The sequence below is a fragment of the Rahnella sp. PAMC25617 genome (assembly GCF_050606005.1).
GTDB lineage: Bacteria > Pseudomonadota > Gammaproteobacteria > Enterobacterales > Enterobacteriaceae > Rahnella > Rahnella variigena.
In genome coordinates this window covers 208,140-233,828 of record NZ_JBOCUM010000017.1, presented here as the reverse complement: position 1 = coordinate 233,828, position 25,689 = coordinate 208,140, and the positions used below count along the sequence as shown (strand labels likewise).

General features: G+C 51.1%; 23 protein-coding genes. 8 read left to right on the top strand and 15 right to left on the bottom strand.

The window, feature by feature from the left end; translation table 11 throughout:
* The first annotated feature begins 181 nt into the window (after nt 1–181).
* From speE to yddG, 4 genes are all read left to right on the top strand, one after another.
* On the top strand, nt 182–1,057 hold the full coding sequence (speE, locus tag ACM615_RS20180; RefSeq protein ID WP_112286905.1) for a polyamine aminopropyltransferase: 876 nt from the start codon (nt 182–184) through the stop codon (nt 1,055–1,057).
* Between the two features lie 28 nt (nt 1,058–1,085).
* On the top strand, nt 1,086–1,880 hold the full coding sequence (gene speD / locus ACM615_RS20175) for an adenosylmethionine decarboxylase (RefSeq protein ID WP_112286906.1): 795 nt from the start codon (nt 1,086–1,088) through the stop codon (nt 1,878–1,880).
* Between the two features lie 436 nt (nt 1,881–2,316).
* The gene (locus ACM615_RS20170) at nt 2,317–3,186 is read left to right on the top strand and encodes a hypothetical protein (RefSeq protein WP_243701097.1); all 870 of its coding nucleotides are present in this window, start codon (nt 2,317–2,319) and stop codon (nt 3,184–3,186) included.
* 102 nt (nt 3,187–3,288) lie between these two features.
* A complete protein-coding gene (gene yddG, locus ACM615_RS20165; RefSeq protein ID WP_431012402.1) occupies nt 3,289–4,167 on the top strand; it encodes an aromatic amino acid DMT transporter YddG in 879 nt (292 codons plus the stop codon).
* Nucleotides 4,168–4,189: 22 nt separating this feature from the next.
* Here the strand turns inward: yddG and yacL are convergent, their stop codons facing one another.
* The 7 genes from yacL to acnB form a co-directional block, all read right to left on the bottom strand.
* Nucleotides 4,190–4,555, bottom strand: coding sequence for a protein YacL (yacL, locus tag ACM615_RS20160; protein WP_112286909.1), 366 nt, complete (start codon nt 4,553–4,555; stop codon nt 4,190–4,192).
* Between the two features lie 34 nt (nt 4,556–4,589).
* Nucleotides 4,590–5,309 carry an L-fucose operon activator gene (fucR, locus tag ACM615_RS20155; protein WP_369920231.1) on the bottom strand — a complete coding sequence of 240 codons (720 nt, stop codon included), beginning with the start codon at nt 5,307–5,309 and terminating at the stop codon, nt 4,590–4,592.
* Between the two features lie 107 nt (nt 5,310–5,416).
* A complete protein-coding gene (locus ACM615_RS20150) occupies nt 5,417–7,207 on the bottom strand; it encodes an L-fucose isomerase (RefSeq protein WP_431012401.1) in 1,791 nt (596 codons plus the stop codon).
* Nucleotides 7,204–8,544 carry an APC family permease gene (locus ACM615_RS20145; protein ID WP_431012400.1) on the bottom strand — a complete coding sequence of 447 codons (1,341 nt, stop codon included), beginning with the start codon at nt 8,542–8,544 and terminating at the stop codon, nt 7,204–7,206. Before ACM615_RS20145 ends, ACM615_RS20150 begins: the two co-directional genes overlap by 4 nt.
* Nucleotides 8,545–8,606: 62 nt before the next feature.
* Nucleotides 8,607–9,779: a MalY/PatB family protein gene (locus ACM615_RS20140; RefSeq protein WP_431012399.1), complete on the bottom strand. Its 1,173-nt coding sequence runs from the start codon at nt 9,777–9,779 to the stop codon at nt 8,607–8,609.
* 23 nt (nt 9,780–9,802) lie between these two features.
* Complete coding sequence (locus ACM615_RS20135; RefSeq protein ID WP_431012398.1) at nt 9,803–10,447, bottom strand: L-fuculose-phosphate aldolase; 645 nt, start codon at nt 10,445–10,447, stop codon at nt 9,803–9,805.
* 362 nt (nt 10,448–10,809) lie between these two features.
* On the bottom strand, nt 10,810–13,407 hold the full coding sequence (gene acnB, locus ACM615_RS20130; RefSeq protein ID WP_112286910.1) for a bifunctional aconitate hydratase 2/2-methylisocitrate dehydratase: 2,598 nt from the start codon (nt 13,405–13,407) through the stop codon (nt 10,810–10,812).
* 432 nt (nt 13,408–13,839) lie between these two features.
* Between acnB and ACM615_RS20125 the strand changes: the two genes are divergently transcribed.
* The 3 genes from ACM615_RS20125 (at nt 13,840) to ACM615_RS20115 (ending at nt 15,515) form a co-directional block, all read left to right on the top strand.
* Nucleotides 13,840–14,508 (top strand): helix-turn-helix domain-containing protein, encoded by a 669-nt coding sequence (locus tag ACM615_RS20125; protein ID WP_132966712.1) that lies wholly within the window; start codon nt 13,840–13,842, stop codon nt 14,506–14,508.
* A gap of 149 nt (nt 14,509–14,657) precedes the next feature.
* Complete coding sequence (locus ACM615_RS20120) at nt 14,658–14,984, top strand: hypothetical protein (protein WP_284003565.1); 327 nt, start codon at nt 14,658–14,660, stop codon at nt 14,982–14,984.
* Between the two features lie 15 nt (nt 14,985–14,999).
* On the top strand, nt 15,000–15,515 hold the full coding sequence (locus ACM615_RS20115) for a hypothetical protein (RefSeq protein ID WP_113876366.1): 516 nt from the start codon (nt 15,000–15,002) through the stop codon (nt 15,513–15,515).
* Nucleotides 15,516–15,630: 115 nt separating this feature from the next.
* Here ACM615_RS20115 and ACM615_RS20110 read toward each other — a convergent pair whose 3' ends face one another.
* The 8 genes from ACM615_RS20110 to ACM615_RS20075 all read right to left on the bottom strand — a co-directional run bounded on the left by ACM615_RS20110 (nt 15,631) and on the right by ACM615_RS20075 (nt 24,629).
* Nucleotides 15,631–16,614 carry a fimbrial protein gene (locus tag ACM615_RS20110; protein ID WP_431012397.1) on the bottom strand — a complete coding sequence of 328 codons (984 nt, stop codon included), beginning with the start codon at nt 16,612–16,614 and terminating at the stop codon, nt 15,631–15,633.
* Nucleotides 16,615–16,621: 7 nt separating this feature from the next.
* On the bottom strand, nt 16,622–19,135 hold the full coding sequence (locus tag ACM615_RS20105; RefSeq protein WP_431012396.1) for a fimbria/pilus outer membrane usher protein: 2,514 nt from the start codon (nt 19,133–19,135) through the stop codon (nt 16,622–16,624).
* Nucleotides 19,136–19,143: 8 nt separating this feature from the next.
* Nucleotides 19,144–19,857, bottom strand: coding sequence for a fimbrial biogenesis chaperone (locus ACM615_RS20100; protein WP_132966708.1), 714 nt, complete (start codon nt 19,855–19,857; stop codon nt 19,144–19,146).
* 96 nt (nt 19,858–19,953) lie between these two features.
* On the bottom strand, nt 19,954–20,478 hold the full coding sequence (locus tag ACM615_RS20095) for a fimbrial protein (protein ID WP_113876363.1): 525 nt from the start codon (nt 20,476–20,478) through the stop codon (nt 19,954–19,956).
* A gap of 263 nt (nt 20,479–20,741) precedes the next feature.
* Nucleotides 20,742–21,830: an extracellular solute-binding protein gene (locus ACM615_RS20090; protein ID WP_129639734.1), complete on the bottom strand. Its 1,089-nt coding sequence runs from the start codon at nt 21,828–21,830 to the stop codon at nt 20,742–20,744.
* A 24-nt stretch (nt 21,831–21,854) separates the two neighbouring features.
* Complete coding sequence (locus ACM615_RS20085) at nt 21,855–22,691, bottom strand: ABC transporter permease (protein WP_113876361.1); 837 nt, start codon at nt 22,689–22,691, stop codon at nt 21,855–21,857.
* Entirely contained in the window at nt 22,688–23,551 is an 864-nt protein-coding gene (locus tag ACM615_RS20080) for an ABC transporter permease (RefSeq protein ID WP_431012395.1), read from the bottom strand. Before ACM615_RS20080 ends, ACM615_RS20085 begins: the two co-directional genes overlap by 4 nt.
* Nucleotides 23,538–24,629, bottom strand: coding sequence for an ABC transporter ATP-binding protein (locus ACM615_RS20075; RefSeq protein WP_112286919.1), 1,092 nt, complete (start codon nt 24,627–24,629; stop codon nt 23,538–23,540). The genes ACM615_RS20080 and ACM615_RS20075 overlap by 14 nt, the downstream gene beginning before the upstream one ends.
* Before the next feature lie 227 nt (nt 24,630–24,856).
* Between ACM615_RS20075 and ACM615_RS20070 the strand changes: the two genes are divergently transcribed.
* Nucleotides 24,857–25,687 (top strand): glycerophosphodiester phosphodiesterase, encoded by an 831-nt coding sequence (locus ACM615_RS20070; protein WP_431012394.1) that lies wholly within the window; start codon nt 24,857–24,859, stop codon nt 25,685–25,687.
* The last annotated feature ends 2 nt before the right edge of the window (nt 25,688–25,689 follow it).

The following is a 25,689-nucleotide window of genomic DNA, read 5'->3' as shown; positions in this document are numbered from 1 at the left end:
CGCTTTGCGCTCCGTCATTTTGTTGCCGGAGCCGCTTCCCCTTCCCTCTGTTACCCGTACCACGTCTGCCTCAGCTACACTTAACCTAAACGGGTTGGTCTGAAACCGTGCATGGACCGGCAGAGTTAGCTATCATGTGCGCCCATTTTTATGGCTGCGATTGATCAGGAGAAACAACAACATGTCCCAGAGCTCGTCATCCAAAGAAATATGGTATGAGACGCTGCACGCCCATTTTGGCCAGTACTTCAGCGTCGATAAAGAGTTATACCGAGACAAAACCGAGCATCAGGATCTGGTGATTTTCGAGAATGCCGCGCTGGGTCGCGTGATGGCGCTCGACGGCGTGGTGCAAACCACTGAGCGTGATGAATTCATCTATCACGAAATGCTGACCCATGTGCCGTTGTTCGCCCACGGCAACGCGAAAAAGGTGCTAATCATTGGCGGTGGCGACGGCGCAATGCTGCGCGAAGTGTGCCGCCACAAAGGCGTGGAATCGGTGACGATGGTGGAAATTGATGCCGGCGTAGTGGAGTTTTGCCGCCAGTATCTGCCCAACCATAATGCCGGTGCCTATGACGATCCGCGTTTCAACCTGGTGATCGACGACGGTGTGAACTTCGTCAATCAGACCGCTGAAACCTATGATGTGATCATCTCCGACTGCACCGATCCGATCGGCCCCGGAGAAAGTCTGTTTACGTCGGCGTTCTACGAAGGCTGTGCCCGTTGTCTCAAACCGGGCGGCATTTTCGTGGCACAAAATGGCGTGTGCTTCCTCCAGCAGGATGAAGCGGTCAACAGCCACACCAAACTGAGCCACTATTTCAGTGACGTCAGTTTCTATCAGGCCGCGATCCCGACCTATTATGGCGGCATCATGACCTTTGCCTGGGCGACCAACAGCCCGGAATATCGCCAGATCGACAGCGCAACCTTGCAGGCACGCTTTGACGCCGCAGATATCACCTGTCGTTATTACAATCCGGCGATTCATCACGGCAGCTTTGCCCTGCCACAATATTTACTGAATGCCCTGTCAGCCGCGCGCTGATACTGCATCCATAAGGGGGTGAACTAAATTGCAAAAGCTGAAACTGCATGGCTTCAACAACCTGACCAAAAGCCTGAGTTTTTGTATCTACGATATCTGCTACGCCAAAACCGCAGACGATCGTGATGGCTACATTGCCTACATTGACAAAGAATATAACGCTAACCGTTTGACGGAGATCCTCACCGAAACCTGCTCGATCATCGGTGCCAATATCCTCAACGTGGCGCGACAGGATTACGAACCACAGGGCGCCAGCGTCACGATTTTAGTGAGCGAAGAGCCGATGGATCCGCGTGATGTCGATAACACAGAACATCCGGGTCCGTTGCCGAATTCCGTGGTCGCACACCTGGATAAAAGCCATATCTGCGTGCATACCTATCCGGAAAGCCATCCCGAAGGCGGGCTGTGTACTTTCCGCGCTGACATTGAAGTCTCGACCTGTGGCGTAATTTCACCGCTGAAAGCGCTGAACTATCTGATCCATCAGCTCGAATCCGACATCGTCACCATCGATTACCGCGTTCGTGGTTTTACCCGCGACGTGAACGGCGTGAAACACTACATCGACCATTCCATTAACTCGATTCAGAACTTCATGTCGCAGGATATGAAAGCGCTGTACGACATGATGGACGTCAACGTGTATCAGGAAAATATCTTCCACACCAAGATGTTGCTGAAAGAGTTCGATCTCAAACATTATCTTTTCAATGCCAAACCGGATGAACTGAGCGCGCAGGAGCGTAAGGAAATCACCGATTTGCTGTACAAAGAAATGCAGGAAATCTATTACGGTCGCAATCTGCCGTCAGTCTGATCAGGGCTGAATAAAGAAAAGGCCGGACATGAGTAAAATGTCCGGCCTTTTTTTGTATAGACAAATTCTGATAATAAATATTCTCTCCGTTCTAAACTCAATAAGAATTACTTAAGTAAAATATCCTGGCATATCTGAAAACCCGCTATACTCCTTAAGACAAATTAATGTTAAATCAGTCATTAAATCCTTATTTAACTCAAATTATTGAACAATCAATCTCAGTATTAAGCCAAATTCCAGAAATAACATACAGGCTATAAATCAAATAAAATTCACAAATAACCAATAATTTAGCTTATGGCAGATCAAAAGATCGCTTTTTTCTTAAAAAGAGATAAATACCTTTATATCTCCCCCTCCGACCATTAGCATCCTCCTATTGCTTACTAAGCAACCAGCTCCATCCACCTGCAAGCAGAAATAAAAAATGACAATGAGTAAATTAAAGACCGTATCCAGCCTGCTGGTCACGAGTTCTTTATTGGTTTCCGGGGTTTCCCGGGCCGGGGAAAGTTTGTTAGGCAGCAATACTGAAGGGATGCGGCACTATGTGAGTTACGGTGCTGAATATTATAAGTGGGACGAATCCGTCGATAATATGGACGGTAAATATGTTGCTGAACATGGCCCGCGCCTGCGTGTTAATTTCGGATCCAATAATTACCTCGATGCCCCCGGCGGATTATTAAAAGCCTGGGACATGAGCGTGATGTTCGGGATCGTCCGGTATAAAGGCAGTACGCTGGACGATCAGGCCAATGTGCCGAACGGATCACTGAAAGGCAAAACCTACTACACCGGTTACAGTGCGGACATGACGCGCGGCTACCGTTACCGGGCATCCGACAGTGTGTCTTTCGATATGAAAGGCGCACTCGGCGGCCAGGCATGGTTGCGAAACATCCGCTCTGACGATGTGTATATTGCCTCGGAAAATACCACCCGCAATTACAACGCGGTGGAAGTCACGCTGCAGCCTTATGCCAAAGCATCCCTGGGTGCGAACTGGCAGATGACCGCAGATTCACGTCTGAGTCTGGAAGGCGGTGCACTGTATCCGATTAAAACCTGGACGCACAGCAATCAGGGTTCAGTCTGGCTGGAGCCGAAATCTAAGCTCTCGCCATTCACCAGCCTGACCTGGAATATCAACAAAGATGTCTTTGTGAAAGCCAGCTATGTGCACCAGAAATACGGCAAGTCGGACGAGAAACAGGGTGACCTGAACGGACGCACCGTCGGCTATTATCAGCCCGCGACCACCACCTCCACGCTGGGATTAGAAGTCGGTTTCTACTTCTGATGATGCCAGCGAATAAGCGCCCTCAAGCGGATTGTTCCGGTGTAAATCACCGGGACAATCGCTTATCTTAAAAGCCTCCTTTTCCCGAGGCTTACCTTTCATATGGATCGTTTCGCAACGCTGGCTGGCGTTCTCGCCATTTTATTGTGGAGCATGAGCGTGGCGCTCACCCGCAGTTTATCTGAATCTCTGGGGCCTTTTGGCGCCGCCGCATCGATTTATACAGTCAGTGGAATTATGGTCTGGATGGTCGGCGGAAAGCCTTCCCTGCGCGGGGAATCGCCCGCTTATCTGATCGTCTGCGGTCTGCTGTTTATCTTTTATATGGTGGCGTTTTCGCTGGCGATTGGTCTGGCGCATACCCGTCAGCAAACGCTGGAACTGGGACTTATCAATTATTTGTGGCCGAGCCTGACGCTGATTTTTGCGGTTCCGCTGCTGAAATTACGCGTACGCTGGTGGATCTGGCCGGGCGTGGTGCTGGCGTTTGCCGGTGTGCTGTGGGCAATCAGCGGCGGGCACGGACTGGATATCCATCAGTTGCTGCATAATGTGCGTGGCAATCCGGTGGCCTACAGTCTGGCGCTGGGCGCAGCCGTTTCATGGGCGCTGTATTCCAATCTGGTTCGTGTGTTATGTAAAGGCAAAGGCGTGCTGCCGTTGTTTCTGCTGGCGACGGGTGCCGTGCTGTGGGTGTTGTATTTTACCTATTCATCGAACCGCATCAGCCTGACGCTGCCGGCTATTCTCGAACTGCTGGCGATGGGCGCAGTGACGGCCATTTCGTATCAGTGCTGGGATATTGCGATGAAAAAAGGCAATGCCACACTGGTGGCTGCGCTGTCGTATTTCACGCCGCTGTCATCGATTCTGATTGCCGGGTTGTGGCTGCACACGTTGCCGGGCGCCAGTTTCTGGCCGGGCGTGCTAATGGTGGTCGGCGGTTCGCTGCTGTGCTGGACCGCCTCGCGGAGCAAGTAAGGTTTAGCGATAAGTCGTGACCTTATCGATAAGTCGTCACGAAAGAACGGTATTTGGCGAGGACTTGCAAAAAGTCCTCGACGCCGCAAAACGCCAGACTCTCTTCGTCGTAATAACTCATGCCTTCTTCAATCTCATCGCCGTCGAAATCCAGCTGATTGGCGCGGATCATCACTTCATCGTCGGCTAACAGCAGCGTGTATTCGTGGCCGACCATTTGCGTCTGGCGCTCGCTGCCCTTCAGCTCAGCCAGTGCGGCTTCAACGGTATCCAGCACGCTCAGGTCGCCCTTCACTTCTTCATTCAGCCAGTGACCGAGCACTTCGTGGCCCATTGAAAAACGCACTTTGACCTCACCGGTGATGTCGCGCAAAAAATCGTAATCCATGGGTTACTCCGCAGGAGGATGAAAAGGGGAATAGTCAACCGGCCGCATTTTGGCGTTCAAACAGCCGTATGTCCACCTCTTCTATGTTGCAAATCGGCGCACCGGCTTTACGCAGGATCTTACTCTTGTCCATCAGTAACAGTGATTGTGCGGCGTATTTGATCAATAGCGCTTTAAAGCGGGCATTTTTGTCATTACTGTCCCAAAGCACGCCTTCGCCGTCTAATCCCTCACAGGAGAAAATAAACAGATCAATCTCCAGTGATCGCAGTAAAGCCAACAGATGCGGGATATCACTGAGGTACGCCTGATATTTACGGGAAAGCACCCCGCCCGTCGCAATCACCCGGATATTCTCACGTCGCACCAGCGTCTCCATGATACGCACGCTGTTGGTGTAGACCGTCAGAGGGATATTGGGCAGTTTTCTGGCTAAATACCAGCAGGTGGAGCTGGCATCCAGAGCCAGCGTCATATCGTTTTCAATATAGGATAACGCTTGCTGAGCCAACTGATCCTTCGGTGAAATATGACTTTTCGCTCGCTGCGCGAAAGTGATCCCCACATCCTGGGTCTGATTGATGCTTTTTGCACAACCATGCCGGCGAATTATCTCCCCCTGAATTTGTAGCTGCCCGAGATCGCGGCGGATGGTTTCATGACTGACGTGTAAACTGCGGGCGAGCTGACTCACGCTGAGCGCATCCTGCTGTGCCAGGAGTTCAAGAATGCAGAGATGGCGTGCCTGCTTTATCTTCATAAACGGTTCCATAAACCTGAAAGAAGAAGGCCAGCGTAAAGCGTTTAGACAATGAATACCGCGGTGCATCATTGATTCCCGGTCAGCACCGCGTTCGTCATTTATTTGTATAACGGGCCATAGTGCTGACAGGCGCGGTAATCCTGGCCTGCTTTGTCCATCCCAAACGCTGACCACGCAGAAGGACGGAAGAGTTGTACATCCGGCAAATTGTGCAGACAGACAGGAATACGCAACATGGCAGCCAGAGTGATCAGATCCGCACCTACATGACCCGGCGTTAGCACCCCATGATTGGCTCCCCAGCAATTCATCATCGTACTGGCATCGTTAAAGGGTTCATGTCCGGTCAGTCTCGGCGTAAACCACGTTGTGGGCCAGGTGGAATTAGTACGCTGATCCAGCTGCTGATGTACATCCTCCGGCAATTCCACACTCCAGCCTTCTGCCAATTGCAATACGGGGCCAATGCCCTTGATAAGATTGATCCGGCTGAGGGTGAAAGGCATATCGCCAGGCGTAAGAAAGTTCGATGAGAAACCGCCTCCGCGAAAATATTCATGCACTGCCGGGCACCAGAGGGTTTGCGCCAGACAACGTTGTGCGTCTTCAGGCGTCACTTGCCAGTGTGGTTTAATGGTCGGCAGCCCCTGCTCATCGCGCTGTGCACCGCTGCCATCAAGCGCGGCAGAACCGGAGTTGATCAGATGGATAATTCCCTGAGCTGCCCTGCCCGCCAGCTGATGTCCCGTCACGCGAAAAACGGCCTGCGGCGACCAACAGGTTCGCATATCGGCAAAGATTTGCGCCTTGCCGGTCAGGTAGTGACCAAACAACATTGAGACCGCATTCAGGCTATCGTTTTCTGTCGCCATCAATATCGGCTGACGGGGGCCATTCCAGTCGAAGCTGCTGTTGAGCAAGGCTTCTGCGATATCTGCATTCGGATAATGATCGGTCCAGTGCCTTTGCCCCTGAAACCCACCGGCAATGGCGTTATAGCCTGTCGCCTCTTCATTAAAGCCGCGCACCGCCAGTTGCGGGTTACCCTGCATCATGTCGCGTAAGCACAACGCCATCGTCAGTGACTCTTGCAAAATCCGCCGTTTATCGCTGTCAGAACGCTGAAATTCTGGCGGATTAACCTCTTCGCCGTACACAAACCCAGCCTCTGCCCAACTTATCGCCAGTGCCAGTTCCTTTTCGTCATAAATACCGCAGTCTATGCGGCGGCGAAGTTCCGTCATATCAACGCTTTGCACCTGCATGCCTAATGTTTCAGCAAAAAAGTGATGATCAACAATCGATCCGGCGATCCCCATTGAGACACTGCCCACTGACAAATAACTTTTGCCACGCAGACTGGCGACGACCACCCCTGCCCGAACGAAACGCAGCAGTTTTTCCTCTACATCCGCAGGAATATGGGTGTCATCGGCATCCTGTACATCCCGTCCGGAGATGCCGAACGCAGGTAACCCCTGCTGATTATGCGCGGCCAGCGCCGCCGCCAGATAGACCACGCCCGGACGTTCAGTGCCGTTAAATCCCCAAATGGCTTTTGGCCGCAGCGGATCGTTGTCAATCGTTTCGTCGCCATAACACCAGCAAGGCGTGACGGTGAGGGTCAGACCGACATTTTCACGACGAAACAGCGCGTCGCAACGCGCCGATTCTGCGCGCCCGGCAATCGTAGTCTCGGCAATCACGCAGCGCAGCGATGAGCCATCGGGATGACGGATACACGATGAGATAAGCTCAGCGGCAGATTCGGCCATCGCCATAGTTTGCGCTTCCAGTGATTCACGCACGCCCATTCTTCGTCCGTCGATAACCGGGCGAATACCAAGTGTAATCGGTTGAGAAATCCAGGATTCAGTCAATGTTTTCATTTTGCGCCCTCACTGGCTAATACGCGGTTGGTGATCACATTCTTACGGCGGACAAAGATCAGAGTGATACCCAGAAGCAGCCAGACACCCATAACGCTGAGTGTTTTACTGTCGGTATCGCGAAGTAACATCACAATCATGCAGCCCAGAATGGCGATACTTAACGTAGCGGTAATGATGTGTAACGCAGGTGATATACGGAAAGAAGACATCTGATAGACGGGCGTTTTGCGCACCCGCCACGAGCAGATAATGCAGACGATTTGTGCCGCCAGAAAGGTGATTGCAGCGGCACTGGCAATATTGGACACCGAAATACCGCACAGGATTGGTATCACCCCGATCAGATACAGCAGGGTCAGCAGTAAATACGGCACGCGGGTTTTAAGACTTACACGCCCGAGGCTGCGCGGCAGCCAGCCGTCATCGCAGGCCACCAGCAAACTTTTACTGCCCCACAACATCTGCACATTGGTTATCCCCAGCATGCTGATAATCCCCGCGCCGATACTGAAGAACAGGAAAGATCCCGGTGACATGAAGGATTTTGCGACCACAGTCAGCGGCTGATGTGCCACTTCTGATAGCGGTAAAATTCCGGTTGCGGTGACAGAAACCAGCATATAAATCAGCGCAGCAAACGCCGTGGAACCCATGATCGCCACCGGAATTGCGCGTGCCGGGTTTTTCATTTCACCGGCCAGTTCTGCCACCGTACAGGCACCGTTGGTAACAAACAGCAGCAAGGCCACCGAGGTTGCAAAGGCCGCGAAGCCGTTCGGCAAAAGGGTGGTGAAGTTGTCTATCTGCACTTCCCCGATACCTTCACCGACAAACAGCAACATGCCACATAACATGATAATCGTGAGGATCATACTCAGGCGGGCGCTGAGGGCCGCGCCAAGCAAATTTGCCAGATAAATGACCGTTAATATGACGAAACTGACCGCTGTTTTTGGCAGGTTGGGAAAAAAGGCCATCAGATAATCAGAGCAGGTCAGCGCATATAACGACAGTGAAACGTGAGTCAGTGAGAAAAACCAGAACACCAAAAAACCACATGTCGGGCTGATTAAACGTGAAGGCCAGCTGTATATTCCGCCGGTCACCGGCAAGGTTGCCGCTAATACTGCATAGGGAATACCGGCAAGAACGGTAATTAATGATGCCACTAAGTATGCCAGGGGTGTTCCACCGCCAGTATTGGCAATAATAACGCCAGTCAGTGCAATTACGCCGCCGCCAATAATGGCTTTAATTGCAGCGAAAAAAATTACCGGCGTGCTGAGTGTTTTAACCAGTTTATCCGCATTATGGGAAACCGAAGGTTCGCTCATGATCATTCCTTAATTGAATGAAATAACGCAGCAGAAGATCGAATTAGCGCAGCAAAAAATTATCAGGTCGCAGTGACCATTTGTCTGAGCGCGGACGTTAATAACGTGCGTGAAGTGGCATAGTTCAGGCGAATAAATCCGTTACCGCCCCTGCCAAAATGTGTGCCGGGTTCAATCCACACATCACTTTTTTCAAGGAAAAAATGTTGCAGATCGACCTGCTGCAAACGACGACAGTCGATCCACGCCAGATAAAGTGCGTCGCCACCACATCGCTGCATACCCGAATCTTTGAGTATCAGATCCAGTTGTCTGAGGTTATCGCGCAACGTACTAAGCAACGCGTTCAGCCAAGGCTCACCGTTTCTGTAAGCCGCTTCACAGGCGATAATCCCGGCGATATTCGGGCGCTCAAGCCCGCAGGCCACATAGTGTTGATGTAAACGCTGGCGCAATTGCGGATTAGAAATAATCAGCGTAGAGGTCTGTAACCCGGCCAGATTGAAAGTTTTGCTGGGTGCAGTGCAGGTAATGCTGATGTCGGAAAATTCCGCGCAGAGGCTGGCAAAAGGCAGGTATTTCACCTGTGAATTGATCACTAAATCCTGATGAATTTCATCTGCTATCACCAAAATATGATGGCGCAGACAACACTCACCAAGCAGCAATAATTCTTCGCGACTCCAGACTTTGCCTATCGGATTGTGCGGGTTACTGAGAATGAAAATTTTCACATCAGGGGTAATCGCTGCCTCGAACTTTTCTATATCCAGCACGTAATCCTGCCCCACAAGCTCCAGCTCCACGGGCACAACCCGCCGCTGATTCAGACCGACGCTGTCATGAAAAGGGCCGTATACCGGCATCAGCATCATGACGCCATCACCCGGCGCAGAAAAGGTTTGGATCGTCAGATTCAGTGCGCTGACAATGCCCGGGCTATGCAACATCCATTGCGTTTTTACTGCCCATTGATGGTGAGTATATTGCCAGCCAGCCAGTGCTTCACGCAGGCTTTCAGGCGCGTCGGTGTAACCGTAAATCCCGTGTTCTGCCATCCGGCCCAGTGCCTGATTCACTGCCGGAGGACTGATAAAATCCATGTCAGCGATCCATAGCGGTACCGGTCTTTTGGTCACATTCTCAGGTAGCCAGGGTGAGGGAAAAGCCCATTTCAGCGAGCCGTCTGAAGTACGATCGTGAGGATATTCAAAGCAGTGCTCAATTTCATTCATGACATCACTCCTTGTTATTTTTATTATTCAACTCTCAGCCCGTAATGCTTAAATCGCTCCAATACCACGTTAATCTCCTCCTCTGACAGGACTGGAACAGGATTAACTCGTCCTGATACGGCCAGATACAAGCGCGCCAGAACTTCGACTTCCTGAGCCAGCCAAAGGGCTTTCTCCAGATCCACTTCACAGGCAATCATGCCGTGGTGTTGTAATAAAGTGGCTTTGCGATCGCGTAATGCAGCCGCGACATTCGCGGACAGTTCAACGGAGCCAAAGGTGGCATAAGGAGCACAGGGGATGGTGTTCCCACCGGCGGCGGCAATCATGTAATGAATGGCCGGGATCGGCAGATTGAGAATGGCGACGGCAGTGCAGTGCGGCGCGTGGTTATGGACAACAGCGTTAACGTCTGGCCTGACCTGATAGGCTGCCTGATGAAAACGCCACTCGCTGGAGGGAATTTTACCTTCTTCAGATTCTCCGCTGGCGCTCACATACACAATTTGTCCGGCATTCATCTTTTCATAGGCAATTCCGGAGGGAGTAATTAGCATACCTTCCTGATAACGCACGCTGATATTTCCGGCAGTTCCCTGATTTAACCCCAGACGGCTCATTTCCAGACAGGCATGAATAATGTTTTCGGCTAATGTGCTTCTCGTCATAAGTGGCCTTTTTATTCGTTAGATAACGTCATAAACAGAACCATCATGTTGAGTGCTATTTTATTTCCAGGAGAAAATCTAAATATGAAGTGTGATGGACGTCATCAAAACAGGAAAGAAACCGGGAGGGCATGATACGCAGAAATAAATAAAAGTGACCTTTTTCGTAATTAATAATTCAAATGGTCAAAAATATAAAAATCCATCAGAAGATATTCTGAGTTGACATGTAAATAAATCCCCGGGGAAAATACTGACGCCCCGTTGGATTAACAGCATCGCTGTACTGGTTTGATTATAAAAAATTGATATAAAAAAGGGAGCCGAAGCTCCCTTTTCAACACTGGCGCAAATATAACGATTTAGACTGCGGTTTGGAAGATCACGCCGTCAGCTTTATCCGTATATTCACTCAGCTTGTCGAAGTTCAGATAACGGTAAGTATCCACCGCTGTTTTATCCACTTCAGCCATGTAGCCGAGGTATTCTTCCGGCGTTGGCAGGCGTCCCAGCAGGGACGCAATCGCCGCCAGTTCTGCGGAAGCCAGATAGACATTGGCACCGTTACCCAGACGGTTCGGGAAGTTACGGGTAGAGGTAGACACCACGGTAGAACCGTCGGCCACACGCGCCTGGTTACCCATGCACAGTGAACAGCCTGGAATTTCTACACGCGCACCGCTCTTACCAAAGACGCTGTAATAGCCCTCTTCCGTCAGCTGAGCCGCATCCATTTTAGTCGGTGGCGCAACCCACAAACGGGTTGGCAACGCGCCTTTATGGCTGTCGAGCAGTTTACCTGCCGCACGGAAGTGACCGATGTTGGTCATGCACGAACCGATAAACACTTCGTCGATTTTGCTGTTCTGCACGGAAGACAGCAGACGTGCATCATCCGGATCGTTTGGCGCACAAAGAATTGGCTCTTTGATGTCCGCCAGATCGATTTCGATGATCGCCGCGTATTCCGCGTCGGCATCGGCTTCGAGCAGGTTCGGGTTCGCCAGCCACTCTTCCATACCTTTGATGCGACGCTCGATGGTACGACGATCGCCGTAACCTTCAGAGATCATCCACTTCAGCAGCACGATGTTAGAGCTCAGGTATTCTTTGATCGGCGCCTGATCCAGTTTGATCGTACAACCTGCCGCTGAACGTTCTGCGGACGCATCCGCCAGTTCAAATGCCTGTTCTACTTTCAGTTCCGGCAAGCCTTCGATTTCCAGAATACGGCCAGAGAAGAGGTTTTTCTTACCCTTCTTCTCAACGGTCAGATGACCTTCTTTGATCGCGTAGTAAGGGATCGCATGCACCAGATCACGCAGGGTGATGCCCGGTTGCATTTTGCCTTTGAAGCGCACCAGAACGGATTCCGGCATATCAAGAGGCATCACGCCGGTCGCCGCAGCAAAGGCCACCAGACCGGAACCTGCCGGGAAGGAAATCCCGATCGGGAAACGGGTATGGGAGTCACCGCCGGTGCCGACAGTGTCCGGCAGCAGCATACGGTTCAGCCATGAGTGAATGATGCCATCGCCAGGGCGCAGTGAAACACCGCCGCGGTTCATGATGAAATCAGGCAGCGTGTGGTGCGTGGTCACGTCAACCGGCTTAGGATACGCGGCGGTATGACAGAATGACTGCATCACTAAATCGGCGGAGAAGCCCAGACACGCCAGGTCTTTCAGTTCATCACGGGTCATCGGGCCGGTGGTGTCCTGAGAACCCACGGACGTCATTTTTGGTTCGCAATATTCGTTCGGACGAACACCGGCAACGCCACAGGCGCGACCCACCATTTTCTGCGCCAGCGAGAAACCTTTGTTGCTTGCAGCAACTGGCTTCGCGATACGGAACACTTCGCTCTGAGGCAGTTTCAGTGACTCACGGGCTTTGGTGGTTAAACCACGGCCGATGATCAGCGGAATACGGCCACCGGCGCGCACTTCGTCGAGCAGTACGTCGGTTTTCAGTTCGAAAGTCGCAATCACTTCGTTGGTTTCGTGGTTACGCACTTCGCCTTTGTACGGGTAGATATCGATGACATCGCCCATGTTCAGGTCAGAAACGTCCACTTCGATCGGCAACGCACCGGCATCTTCCATGGTGTTGAAGAAGATTGGCGCGATTTTACCGCCGAGAACCACACCGCCGCCGCGTTTGTTCGGGACATGAGGAATATCATCGCCCATGAACCACAGCACGGAGTTGGTGGCTGATTTACGTGAGGATCCGGTACCGACTACGTCACCTACGTAAGCCAGCGGGAAACCTTTTTTGTTCAGTTCTTCGATTTGCTTAATCGGACCGACGCTGCCAGGTTGATCCGGGTGGATACCTTCGCGTTCGTTTTTCAGCATCGCCAGCGCGTGCAACGGAATATCTGGACGGGACCAGGCATCCGGGGCCGGTGACAAATCATCGGTGTTGGTTTCACCCGTCACTTTAAACACAGTGACGGTGATTTTTTCAGCCAGTTGCGGACGTGACAAATACCATTCGGCATCCGCCCACGACTGCAGGATTTTTTTCGCGTGTTCGTTGCCGGCGTGTGCTTTTTCTTCCACATCGTAGAAGTTATCAAACATCAGCAGCGTATGAGACAGCGCTTTGGCGGCGATGGGCGCCAGCGTTTCGCTATCCAGCGCGTCGATCAGCGGGTGAATGTTATAACCGCCCTGCATGGTACCGAGCAGTTCAACGGCTTTTTCAGGAGTGACCAACGGAGAGGTAGTTTCGCCTTTGGCGACTGCAGCCAGGAATCCGGCTTTAACGTAGGCGGCTTCGTCGACGCCCGGTGGAACACGATTAATCAGCAGGTCTAACAGAGTATCTTCTTCGCCTTGTGGCGGATTCTTCAGGGACTCAACCAACGCTGCCATCTGTGAAGCATCAAGTGGCTTAGGGACGATGCCCTCTGCAGCACGCTCGGCTACGTGCTTACGGTATTCTTCTAGCACGACATTCTCCTCGCTCTCATTGTCATTTATTATGCCTGGCTTCCCTCATCAGACCGCTAGTAATCCTGCAGGGACAGCGGAATATCGGATTGTCTGATGAGTCGGGGACACTGCGGGTATGATTGTTTCTTTGTCGGTTTACGACACTTCCTGAACCGGAGCACAGTGTCCTTTAGCGCCGAAGCAGCATAGCAGGATTTTTGGGGGGTGTTAATCTGTTTACAAAAAAGCAACATTAAATTCTTGCTGAATCGTTAAGGGCAAAATAATCCTTTCCGATATGGCGTTCAGACATCTGCTTACTGCCTTGTGAAGCCAGCAAAGACAAGCGTGTGGAGTAAAAATTTACTGTTTATAATTCATCTGCAAGCTGCTGTTAAACCTGGTCGCATGAAGCGAAGTTCTGCCCCTCTGAAGAGAAACTGATCGCCTATGAAGACAAACAATAATCTCTCAAGCCATGGCAAAAACTCGCCGCTGGGACAGAAGCCTTTGGAAGCCATCACACGTCTGATTGAAGTCTGCTTACCCCACGCCACGCCGGTGGCTACAGACACCCCCAATATCCCCATCACCCTGCGCGCCGAAGACGGTAAGCAGCAAATCATTTTGCTGCTGGAAGGCGAGATAAAAGGCTATCGCGCTTCTGACAACTTGCTGTATGGCATTGCTGAATCGCCCACGATGCTGGGGTTAATGACCTCAGAATACAGCAGCGCCTCTTTTATCTTTAAAGGAAATAAGGATAGTAAGATCAGCGTGCTGCCGCGCGATAAGGCCATCGACCTGATTGCCGAACATGGACTGGTAAGAGAAGTTATCGCCTGTACCACCCGCTTTACCGATTACCGCAACTATCATTCCGACCTGATGATCAACCGCACCGCATATGACATTATTTGCGGTCTGTTACTCGAAATAGAACGGTTACCACAAGAAGTCCGCAGCAAAAGCAGCGTGGTAAACTTTATTCTGGAGCGTTCGAATTTAGCGCGCAGCGGCGTCATGAAGATTCTGGCGGATTTACGGACAGGAGATTATATCGATATTCAGAACGGGAAACTGATCACCATCAATAAGCGTTTTCCAGACGAATACTGACAGGTAACAGGCATTGCTTAAAAAATAAAACTTCGCTATATTTTTTTCGCGCATTAATTTATTTACTAATTACAGGCTTACTTAATTCACGGAAACTATGAAATAAATTAAATTATCGATATTTAATATGAATATTAAGGAGAGTTAAAATGTTGGGATGCAATGGTAATGTAACTTTTGGTTATGAAAGTCAGAAAACCATTCAGATTATCAGAAAGCAATTTGAGCTCTACAACCTAGGAAGATATTTACTTACATCTGGCGTCATGTATTCCATTTTTGCCAAAAATGGAGCGTTAGCAAGCAGTTATTTTATAAATCAGACAGATTTCAGCACTTTCTTTCATTCAGCCGAAGCATTTGACCAGTACGCCAAAAACCAAATTTACCTTTCAATAAACAGACAAATGATATTTTCGGCCACGCATGGTACAGAACATGAGTTCTGGAAATGCATGGAAAAAACCTTTAAATAACAAGGAACGTTCCGTATGAAGAAAATCCTCCTGGTACTTATCCTCGCGCTGACATTCCCTTGCCTTGCGCATATAAATGAAGATATCGAATACAGCCGTGAAAAATATCTTTTAGCTTACAATAATCTCAACACTAAACTTGAGAAATGCTTATCAGAAATGAAATCCAGGCCATTTATTACTTCATCTGATATTGAGGGTTTTGATAAACGAACGGTTAACATTGCCGTTGTATACCTTGGCACAGTTCAAATCGATCAATGCACCGGGAATGAGCATCATCAGTATATGATCAGGGCATTCGATTACTACGATGCACTAACAGAAGTCAGCATCTACAGCCAACAAATTAAAACACTTCAGGATAATATTTTTGCTCTTTTACCAGCGGGAAATATAAGATTAGAAAGGGAATATGAGAGCTTTCCCTTAAAAATCAGAACTGAGCTGGAAGCTCGCTTAAAAAATAAAAATCTCAGATCCTATCCCTCATTCCAAAGCGCCCCACAGTATGATTTTGATGACCAATAAGTTAATAACGGCTTAATAACGGCGCTTAATGTGTGATCGGACTAAGACGTCGTCGTCTGCATCAGACCGTTTTTTGAAAAATCTCAATTGAGGTCGTCTGTCAGGGCGACCTTTTTCAATAATAGATCATCGTAAACGTCGCTGTGCCGTTCGCACTTCCGCTGCTGAGTGTTTGTCCGTTGAGATAGTAGCGGGCAAAAAAGGGAATACTCAGGCTTCCTTCACTGGCCGAGGGCGTGATTGCCCATTCCTGTCCGATGCCCACGGGTGACGTATCGCCTTTGAGTATCTGAATCCCCACCCCGGTCGCCTGCCCCTCTGCGCCACTGCTGATTTTGATTACGCCAGCGGCCAGCGAATCATCGGCAGTGCCGTCGATACGGATATTCACATTCGCCCCGGCATCACAATTGAGTTCAATGCTGAAAGGGACATCCGGTGAAACACCGCCCGGGGATGTACTGGAAAATTGTCCCCGAGTCACCGTGCCCAGTGGCACATTTATTGTGTTATTCAGCACATCGCAGCTTTCCGTTCTGATATTGATATTGCCGGTGTAGGAAAGCGTGTTGTTGCCCCCGCCTCCGATGCCTGATTTGCCATACACCCCCAATCCGAAACGGGTCTGACTTTGCTGCAGTGCCGTATCCGAAATATCGTTGGCGGTTTTGACTAACGATAATGTCACCGCTATCTGATAGCTGAGACTGCTGTCCAGGCTACCCAGCGAGGTATTACGCGTATCGCAGCCTATCCCGCCTCCGACCACACGTTGCCCGCTGGAGTTGGTCAGGGCTATACCGATGCCCTCGACGCCGGTGGAGTAAACGCCTGGGAAACCGGCTATTTCAGAACCGGTTCCGTAGTAACAGGCGATGATCGGGTCACCGGCAAGTTCGTTACTGCCGCTGGTACCGCAGGTACCGCTCACATTGAAAGTATGCTGACTTCCGGGAATATCCGCGCCAACAGGCAGTGAAGAGGTCACCGCAACCGAACTTAAATCCCAGGACTGTGGCATGGCCGGAGAAGTAGAGCAGGCCGCCCATAATTTGCCGGAAAACAGGACCAGACAGACCAGCAGTATCATCATTTTCATAAATACCTCATCGACATACGCTGGTGGCCTGTGAGACCGCCGCTTTCTGTGTACCGGATAATGTGAACGGTGCTTCGCACTGCCCCCCTTGCCACGTCACCCGGACTGCGCCCTCCTCCGGCAAGCCGCTGAGATAAAGTTGCCCCTTGTCTCCGACAATGGCGTGGTTCTGCTCATCGCCCGCCACAAAGGCTTCTGCACCGAAAGGCACAGGCTGACCGTGATAGGTCAGATTGAGTAATAACCGGCTGCCTGAGCGCGTAGTAAAAGAGGCCATGACGACAGCACCGGCAGTGGGAACAACGGAAAGGATGTTGTCGTCAATATCAACGTTCTCATCCAGTGATGTGGTATCCAGCGCCACGCGGGTTCGCTTATAAGGGCTGAGATAGTTCACCACGGCGTAGCCGCGCCAGTCGGTATACACGCCGGTGTTATTTTGCAATTTCACTCCCGCCGCTCCCGGTGCGCGGACAATGGCAATGGCGGAGAGATCGCTGGCAAGAGGCTGCGCAAAAGTGACGCCAAAGGGATGGCCCACAATCGCGCCCTGCCAGCCGTAATTGACCTGATGCGTGTCCTGATTGTAGTTGTAGCCTCCGCTAAGCTGAGCGGCGCTGCCGAGATAATTCAGGCTGGCACTGCCGCTGTTTCCCTGCCCGTGAGTGCCATAGCCTTCACTGACAGCATAAGAGAGGTTGTTATCCTCAAGCAGCATGCCGTTGATGCCGGTCTGATAAAGCGTCCGCCCATGGCTCGCGCTGTTCACGTTAGCCGTGGCCCAGGCGTTGGGCAGCCAGCGCGCCAGGGGAATACTGACATTAAACGCGATCTGTTTATCGCTCTCAGTACCGTAAGTCCGGTTATCCGATACCGATAAGGCGTAATCGATACTGGCAATATTGACGTTGTAACTGATCCCGAGACTGCGCTGGTTAATTTGCGACTGTCGGTAGTTTTGCTGGTACCAGGAAAGAGAAAGTGATCCCCACTGCCCGTTGTTAATCATCTGGGTCAGGTTAAGACGATACTGTTCCCGTGGCTGACCATAATAAGTCCCGTTGCTTTCGTCCTGACGCCAGTTACTGGCATCACTGAAATGATAAAAATCCCCGGCAAAGCGGATCCCGGCCAGCGACAGCGTGGAGCCGGTAGCAGCAACGCTTTTGGCATATTGCAGCCGGTACGCCACGCCCTTTTCCCGCTGACTGTCAGTCAGCTCACTGTTGGCCAGCGTGGTATCAAACGACAGAGATCCAAAATCCCCGACCATCGTACCGACACCGGCATTCGCCGCTTTATAGTTCTGCGCCAGCTGACTGCCGCCAAACAGCGTCACGCCATAACCCAGTCCGTAAATCAGTGCCCCCTGAAGAAATTCAGGCTCGTCCCCCCCGGACTGATAAGTACGGTACTTCCCCAGCGTCATGGCGTATTTCAACCGGCCTTCGCGCTGCATGATCGGAATAGCGGAAAATGCCTGAGTAAAATGGCGCTCTTCGCCATTACTTTCCCTGACCGTCACATCCAGATCTCCGGAGGCTGAAGTCGGGTATAAATCGTTAATGCTGAAAGCGCCGGGCGGTACATAGGTCTGGTAGATGACCATGCCGTTTTGCCTGATCGTCACCTGTGCGTTGCTTCTGGCAATGCCGCGGATCACCGGCGCGAAGCCGCGGAGGCTGTCCGGCAACATGTTGTCATCCGAGGAGAGCTGTACGCCGCGAAACGAAAAGCTGTCAAAGATATCCGCAGGTGTGGTGCTTTCTCCGGCGATAAATTGCCCTTTAAGCACCGGCACATCGCGCTGGAGAAAGCTGTATGCCGAATCCCAGTCTTGCTGCGATTGCCCGTCAATGTTGCGGCTGTAACGCCACGTGCTGTAGTTGCGCAGCCGCCAGCCGCCCCAGTTGGCACCGCTTCTCAGGCTCAGAAACTGGCTCTGATCGCTGCCGCCTGAATTTTGCCAGGTACGGGCACCACTGAGGTTGTAATTAAGCAGCAAGGCTGGCGTTCCCTCATCCCATAACTCCGGGCTGACCGCGCCCCTTGCCAGCGTGTCGAGCAATCCCTGAGGGATGGTGATCAGCAGCTTCTGACGCGAAAAGTCAAACTGGCTCACCACACCGGGCATCAGCGGCGTGAAATCCTCAACCGGCTTTTGTGCGGGCCAGTCCCGTAATGCCGGAATGCTGCGGGTTCTGAGCCCCAGATTTTGCCACTGCGTCGGGGTGAAAAGTGGGGAAAGCGTCTGGTCATGCAGGGCAATAAACGTCACATCCTGCCGCCCTTTCGGCACATTGTTCACCAGCACATCCACACGGTAGACACCGGGTGTCTGCCCGCCTGCCCGGGAAAATTGCGATAAATCCACCGGTGCCCCCGGATGTTCTATTTCCAGCGCCTGCACGTTGAAACGGTCATCCGCGCGTGTTTCAGAGGTTCCCAAAACAATCCCGGCCAGAAGCCATGACCGCAAAGTGAAAGACGAAAGATGCGTAACGACATGATTTTTATTCATAACATGCCTCAGCGCAGCCGGGTTTTTTCCACTGAACTGGCACCGCCATAATCATTGACGACCTGCCAGCTGACCTCGCCAGCAACCGCCTCCTGAGGCCAGGGATAACGGGCTTCCCCAAAGGGCGGAACCATTGTGTTGCCTGTCGCCACATGATTGCTGCCGAGGTTCAGCCTGAAAAAGGTGAAGTAATAAGGTGTCGGATTGGTCACCCGCAGGTCTGAGCCCTGACGGGAAAACTGCAACTGCCGCCAGGCGCTTTGCCCTGCGGGTGTGAGCAATGCGGCGGGCCGGTAAAAAAGCTTCAGGCGCGTCTTCACCACGATTTGCAATAAACCGGCGGGAGCGTTTTCAGGCAGACGAGGGATAGATTTGATATTTAGCCAGAACAGGGATTCGCGATCTTCAGGCAGCAGGCCGCCGGTGCGGATAATCCGCAGACTGTTATCTTCCCCGGCATTCAGCCGGAATAAAGGGGGAGTGACGACAAAAGGTACGGGCACGGAGGATTTTTGCGTCCCGTCAGGTCCGTTATTATCTACCCATGACTGGATCAGAAAAGGCTCTGCTTGTGCTCCCTGATTACTGACGGTCAGAGAGGCTTCTTTTTTATTGCCCTGATATATCACCCGCGTGGCTTCTGTAATCACACCCGCATAAACCGTGGGCACAGAGAAGAGAATAAATAACATCCCTGATAAAATAATAAAAAGACGCTGCATAGGTTCCTCTCATATTTCCGTCAATAAAAACAAAAGACGTCCACGTCTGAAATTCTGGCATCCTTGCCAGTTTAAAGAGATTATTTTTGATTCTTATTATTGATAATTAATAGTGAACTGAGAGGTCCCGTTTGCTTCGCCTTCGCCTACGGTTGCCTCGGTACTTTTATAGCGGGCGATAAAGTTCATATCCACCCCTTCAGCGGTCGCATCAATGGGATAAAAGCGTGAGGCCGTATAAAGCGGAATTGGCGTCCCCTGATTGTCTGCAATTTCAATGCCTACGCCGGTTGCGCCACCGGTCACTTCCAGTAGCTGGTTATCCACTGCATCGGCGGTACCATCGAATTTAACCGCAGCAGCCGTGAAGGTTGTCGGGCAGTTGGTGAGTGAAATCGTAAACGCGGTCGGCGAAGAGGTATCACCGGCTGCCGTAAATGAGGTCGCGGCGACAGTGCCTAAATCCACATTAATGGATGCGGTACTTCCTCCATTCACATCACACGTCGTCGCAACAATTTGTCCGGTGAAATTAATGGTGCCATCGGCTGCGTGTACGACGGTCTGACTGAAACACAACACAGTGCCGAGAAGTAAAATAAAAGAATTACGCTTCTTCATGAAATAATACCTGAGATTAAAATTGAATAAACCCCACCAGATTTATTTATCAAAGCTGGCGATATACATTCACTTTAAACAAGCAGGTACATTTGAGGTAATCACATCCCCTCACATTATTTTATCGATAATATTAAGCGGAAGAAAATAAATGAATGAGGATGTAATGAGATAAATGAGAACCGGCACGGAGGGTGCCACCGAGGAAAAAAGGTAAAAAAAACCGGAAATGAGAAATATTCCCGGTTTTAGACATTCACGACTTATTGCATAGAAACCTGGCGCACAAACTCCTTTCTGAGCTGCATGCTGTAATCCTTGCCGTAAAACTGCGTGGCAATGTCTGGCTGCACCACGTCTGTTTTCACTTGTTTGTTCATCGGCACCGCGCCGAAAGCGACATTCAACGCCCGCTGGGTTTCAGCTTGCGTTAACCAGTTCAGGAACACCGCCGACGCCGCCGGATGTGTGCTGTTTGCGGCAATGGCCGCAATATTGCCCCCGCCAGGCATACCAAAAGCCGGAATATAAAATTTCAGGCGACCGGTAATCGCCCCGGATTTTTGCAAACCCGCCAGATGATCTTCCCAGGCGGGTACCAGCAATAATTCGCCATCATTCAGACGGGTCAGGCTATCTGCACCCGATGCTGTCTGAGTGATTTTTTCTTTATTACCGACAAACCATTCCCAACCTTTTTTCCAGTTTTTAATAATGGCAGGATCAACTTGCGTAGCATCGGCATCAAATGTGCCTGAGGAGAGGGTGACCACGCGCTGAATAAAGGCTTCGCCAGCCCCGCCGTTATTCGGATCGTTGTAACCAAACTTCTTCGGATTCGCATCGATAAAGTGTTGTAAATCATCGAGTGATTGCGGCAAAGGTTGATTGCCCATCTGTTGCGGATCGTAGGCCATACCGGTTTGGTTGCCCCAAAAGGCAACTGCATATCCTTCGGTATTCACACTTTGCAACTGATGCACCGCATCCCCGTAACCCGGCAGCCAGTCTACCTGCGCCAGGGCATTTGCTTTACGGATGATCGGTAACTGCGCCACCGACAAGGCCACCACGTCCATTTTGCCTTTATCGCGGCGAGCTTCCGCCAGCAGTTTATTCATGTTGCCATCAATCGACCCTTCCGGAATACGCACTTTAATTCCGTACTGTTTCTCAAAATCAGCCACGAAACTCCGCCATTGCGGTTGTAAATACCAGACGTTGAAGGTGACTGAACCTTCTTTTTTGGCCTGTGCGACGACAAGATCCCAATCTTGTTGTGCCAGTGGCGTGGCGGTCGCTACCCCGCTGAATAACATGCCACTGAGAAATAAAACCGTGCCTGTTTTCATGTTGAATGACTCCCTTATCAAGGATCACGCCTTGCCGGTTGACTGTGACAGATAATTCCCTTTCAACAGCTTCTCAATAATGACCATCAGGACGACATTCGGGATCACCAGGATCATTGAGACTACCGCCGCATCCGGGCGCACAAAGGAATAGCCGAGAAAGGAATAAAGAATGGTCGGCACGGTAATAAAATCTGGCGCGCCCAGGACGTATGAAATGCTGAACTCTTCTAAACTGCGCACCAGACAAAAAATCAACGCGGCCAGGAAACTGGGCTTGAGCATCGGTAAAAAAGCATTGCAGAACGTTCCCCAATGGCTGGCACCGAGATCGCGACTGGCATCAATCAAATCCTGCGGCACCGCTTTAAACCCTGCGGACATAATGCGGATCGAGTAAGGCAGCGTCAGCACAGTGTGCCCTAACACGATGCTGATAAACGGGTTGCTGATATTCAGATTCATCAGCATGGCGCTGAAGAAGATCCCGATGATCATACCTGGCATGACCAGTGGGATCAGCGTGAGCATTTCCGCAACGGCTTTGCCACGAAAAGTCATGCGCCCAAACGCATAAGCGGTGGGTAGCGACAACAGTAAACTCAGCATCGCCACGGCGGGCGCAATGGTGTAGCTGTTAAAGAGGGCTTCTGACAGCGAAGTTTGCTGCCACACCTGTATCCAGCGGTTAATCGACAACACTTGCGGGAATAAGTCCGGATAGCTCCACGGGTGTTGCGGGTCAACCAGCGACCATAAGATAGCCATTGAAAATGGCAGTCCAAGCCAGACCAGATTGGCCAGAATAAAGAACAACAGTGAAATCCTGACGATCAGACGTCCATTCGCCGTACGGTTCATTTGACCTCTCCTTTACGGGTGGCGAGGGGTGTCAGGAGGACGGCGATAAGCAAGGTACCCAATGCTGCCGTCAGCATGATAATCACAGCAATAACCGCAGAGTTATTCCATTCCCCGTATTCCATGGCCGTGGCCTGCATCAGGCGAGCCAGCGAGTAGGTATTGCGCGGGCCAGCGACGGAGAAGAAGGCAAAGTCGCCCAGGGCACCGATAAAAATAAGGATCAGGGACACTTGCACTGCGGGTAACGTCAGGGGAAAGATAACGTCCCGAAAACAGCGCCAGCGGCTGGCACCCAGGTTACTCGCCGCGTCCAGTATATCGGTACGGATTGCGTTAACTGAGCCACCGACCAGAATCAGCGCGAACGGCAGATTCTTCCAGATTTGTAAGATAACGACGCCCCAGCCAAAGTCATCGTTCTGCATACGCAACGGTTGATCGATAACGGCCAGCGCCAGCAACAGCTCATTGATCACGCCGTGATAAGCAATGATATTGATGAACAGAAATGCCGCCACAAGGCCGGGAATAAACATCGGCGCACGCAAAACAGCAACAATACCTTCTTTCGCCACCAGCGGCTGACGGAGCCATAACGCCAGCGGGTAAGAGAGCAGTACGGCACCGAAAGCCCCCAATATTGAGACTTTAACCGAATAGATCAGCGCGCTGTGCAGCACCGGATCCTGTAATACGTTTTGCCAGTATTCGAGCGAAAACTGGCTGTCGCCGGAAAGATTGAAATAGCCGATGCTTTGTACCAGCACCACGTAAAAGGTCGATCCCATCAGCAACACAATGGTGCCCAATCCACTGATCATCATCAGCCAGGCGGTCAGCTCATTACGCCATTTCATCGTGCCCCTCCGCTACCGGCTCGAGGAAGTGAATCGCATCCTCGGGTAAACGGAAGCAAACCCGCGCCCCGCTTTCGGCCTGCGGTTTTTTGATCAGTTGCAGACGCACCGACAATTTACCGTCATCGTTATCGCCCCATGCTTCGGTCAGGTTGCCCATAAACGCCATTTTGCGCAGCGTGAGGAAGAAATGGTTATCGCCGGTTTGTGGCTGCGGCACAAAGCGCGCATCTTCAGGCCGCCAGCAGATATAGCAATGCTCAGCAAGCGGGGGACGCGGAGAACGTACGTAAAACTCACCTAACTGGCAGCGAACCCGATAAAAACCAGGCTGTTCCGCAGGCGTGATGTGGGCGATATCGATATTGGCCGCGCCAATAAAATCGGCGACGAAACGGTTAGCAGGACGGTAATAAATCTCTTCTGGCGGCCCTATTTGCTCCACATTGCCCGCATTGAGCACCACGATCTTATCGGACATGGTCAACGCTTCGGCCTGATCATGGGTGACATAAATGGACGTGAGTTGATATTGCCGCTGTAACTCTTTGATTTCAAAACGCACACTTTCACGCAGTTTCGCATCCAGATTGGACAACGGCTCGTCAAACAGCACCACATCCGGGCGCGTAACCATCGCTCTGGCCAGCGCCACGCGTTGCTGCTGCCCGCCAGAAAGCTGCACCGGCATTTTCAGGTGCTGATCCTGCAAGCCAACCTGCTTCAAAACCTCTGCCAGCCGCAGTTGCTGCTCGGCAAGAGGGAGGCGTTTTTGCTTCAAACCAAAGCAGATGTTGTGCGCCACATTCAGGTGCGGAAACAGCGCGTACGACTGAAAACACATTGCGGTGTTGCGCTTTTCCGGCGGCAAATTATTAACGGATTGCCCGTTAATCAGAATGCGTCCGCTGTCTGGCTGATGAAACCCGCCAATCATTTTGAGTAGCGTGGTTTTACCACATCCGCTCGGGCCAAGCAGGGTGACAAATTCACCTTCCTCGGCGGTAAAGGAGATCTCGCGGGCGGCGTAAAATGCGCCAAATTGCTTTGTAACCTGTTCCAGTGAAAGCGTCGACATAGTGTACAAATCCTGTGTTAAAACTCGTCGATTAAATTTACACACTAAACATAAAATTTATGTGACAAAGATCCTCAAAACCAAAAACAACACAAGATGTAAAGATAAATACGATTAATATCAACTTATTAACACGTAAATATTGCCAGGGTATAAATTTCTCTTCTCTAATTAAGTTTAAAGAGTAAATTTAATACTCAAACTTTGGAATCGCATGAGGAACAACCATGGCGTTTAACTTTCATCAGGCCGCACAAGGCATCGTGCTGGCAAACAGTCACCGCGGCTACTCCAGCCGTTATCCTGAAAACACTCTGCCCGCGTTTATCGGAGCAAAAGAATCAGGGACGCATTGCATTGAGTTAGATATTCATCTGACCGCAGATAATCATCTGGTGGTCACACACGATCACCGCATTGATCGCGTTTCGACCGGCACCGGTTTTGTCGAGCAAATGACGCTCGCGCAGTTACAGCAATTTGATTTCGGCGTTAAGTACCATGCACAATTTGCTGGCACGCCGATCCCTTTATTGCAGGATATTCTGCGTTGGGCGGCAGAGAATGGCATGGGCCTGATCGTGGAAGTGAAGCAATGTCGCCGACATGACGAATTTGTGTATCATCTGGTTGCCTTGTTGCAGTCAATGCCAGAGGCGCTGTCACATATTCAGTTACTGGGGTTTAATCATGTGTTGATTAACCGCGTCAAAGCCCTGATCCCAGATTTAGCATTGCAGGTCGTGACGCTGGAGCGTTACAACAATCAACTGGCCGCCGTGCAGCATTCCCATGCCAGTTGCGTCTGTTTTGAATATGAGTTCGCCCATGTTGACGATCTTCGTGCCTATAAACAGGCGGGACTGGGGGTACGCATGTACCTGCATGAAGTGAAAAATGGCATGACGCCACTGGAGCAGTACCAGCACAAATTCGGGTATGATAGTCGCCCCGAGATCATGGGCTGGCTGCGTGAAGGTCTGATCGATATGCTCAGCCATGATGATCTTCCGTACCTGCAGGCGCTGATTGAAGAAGCGGGACTGCGCTGGGCCTGATA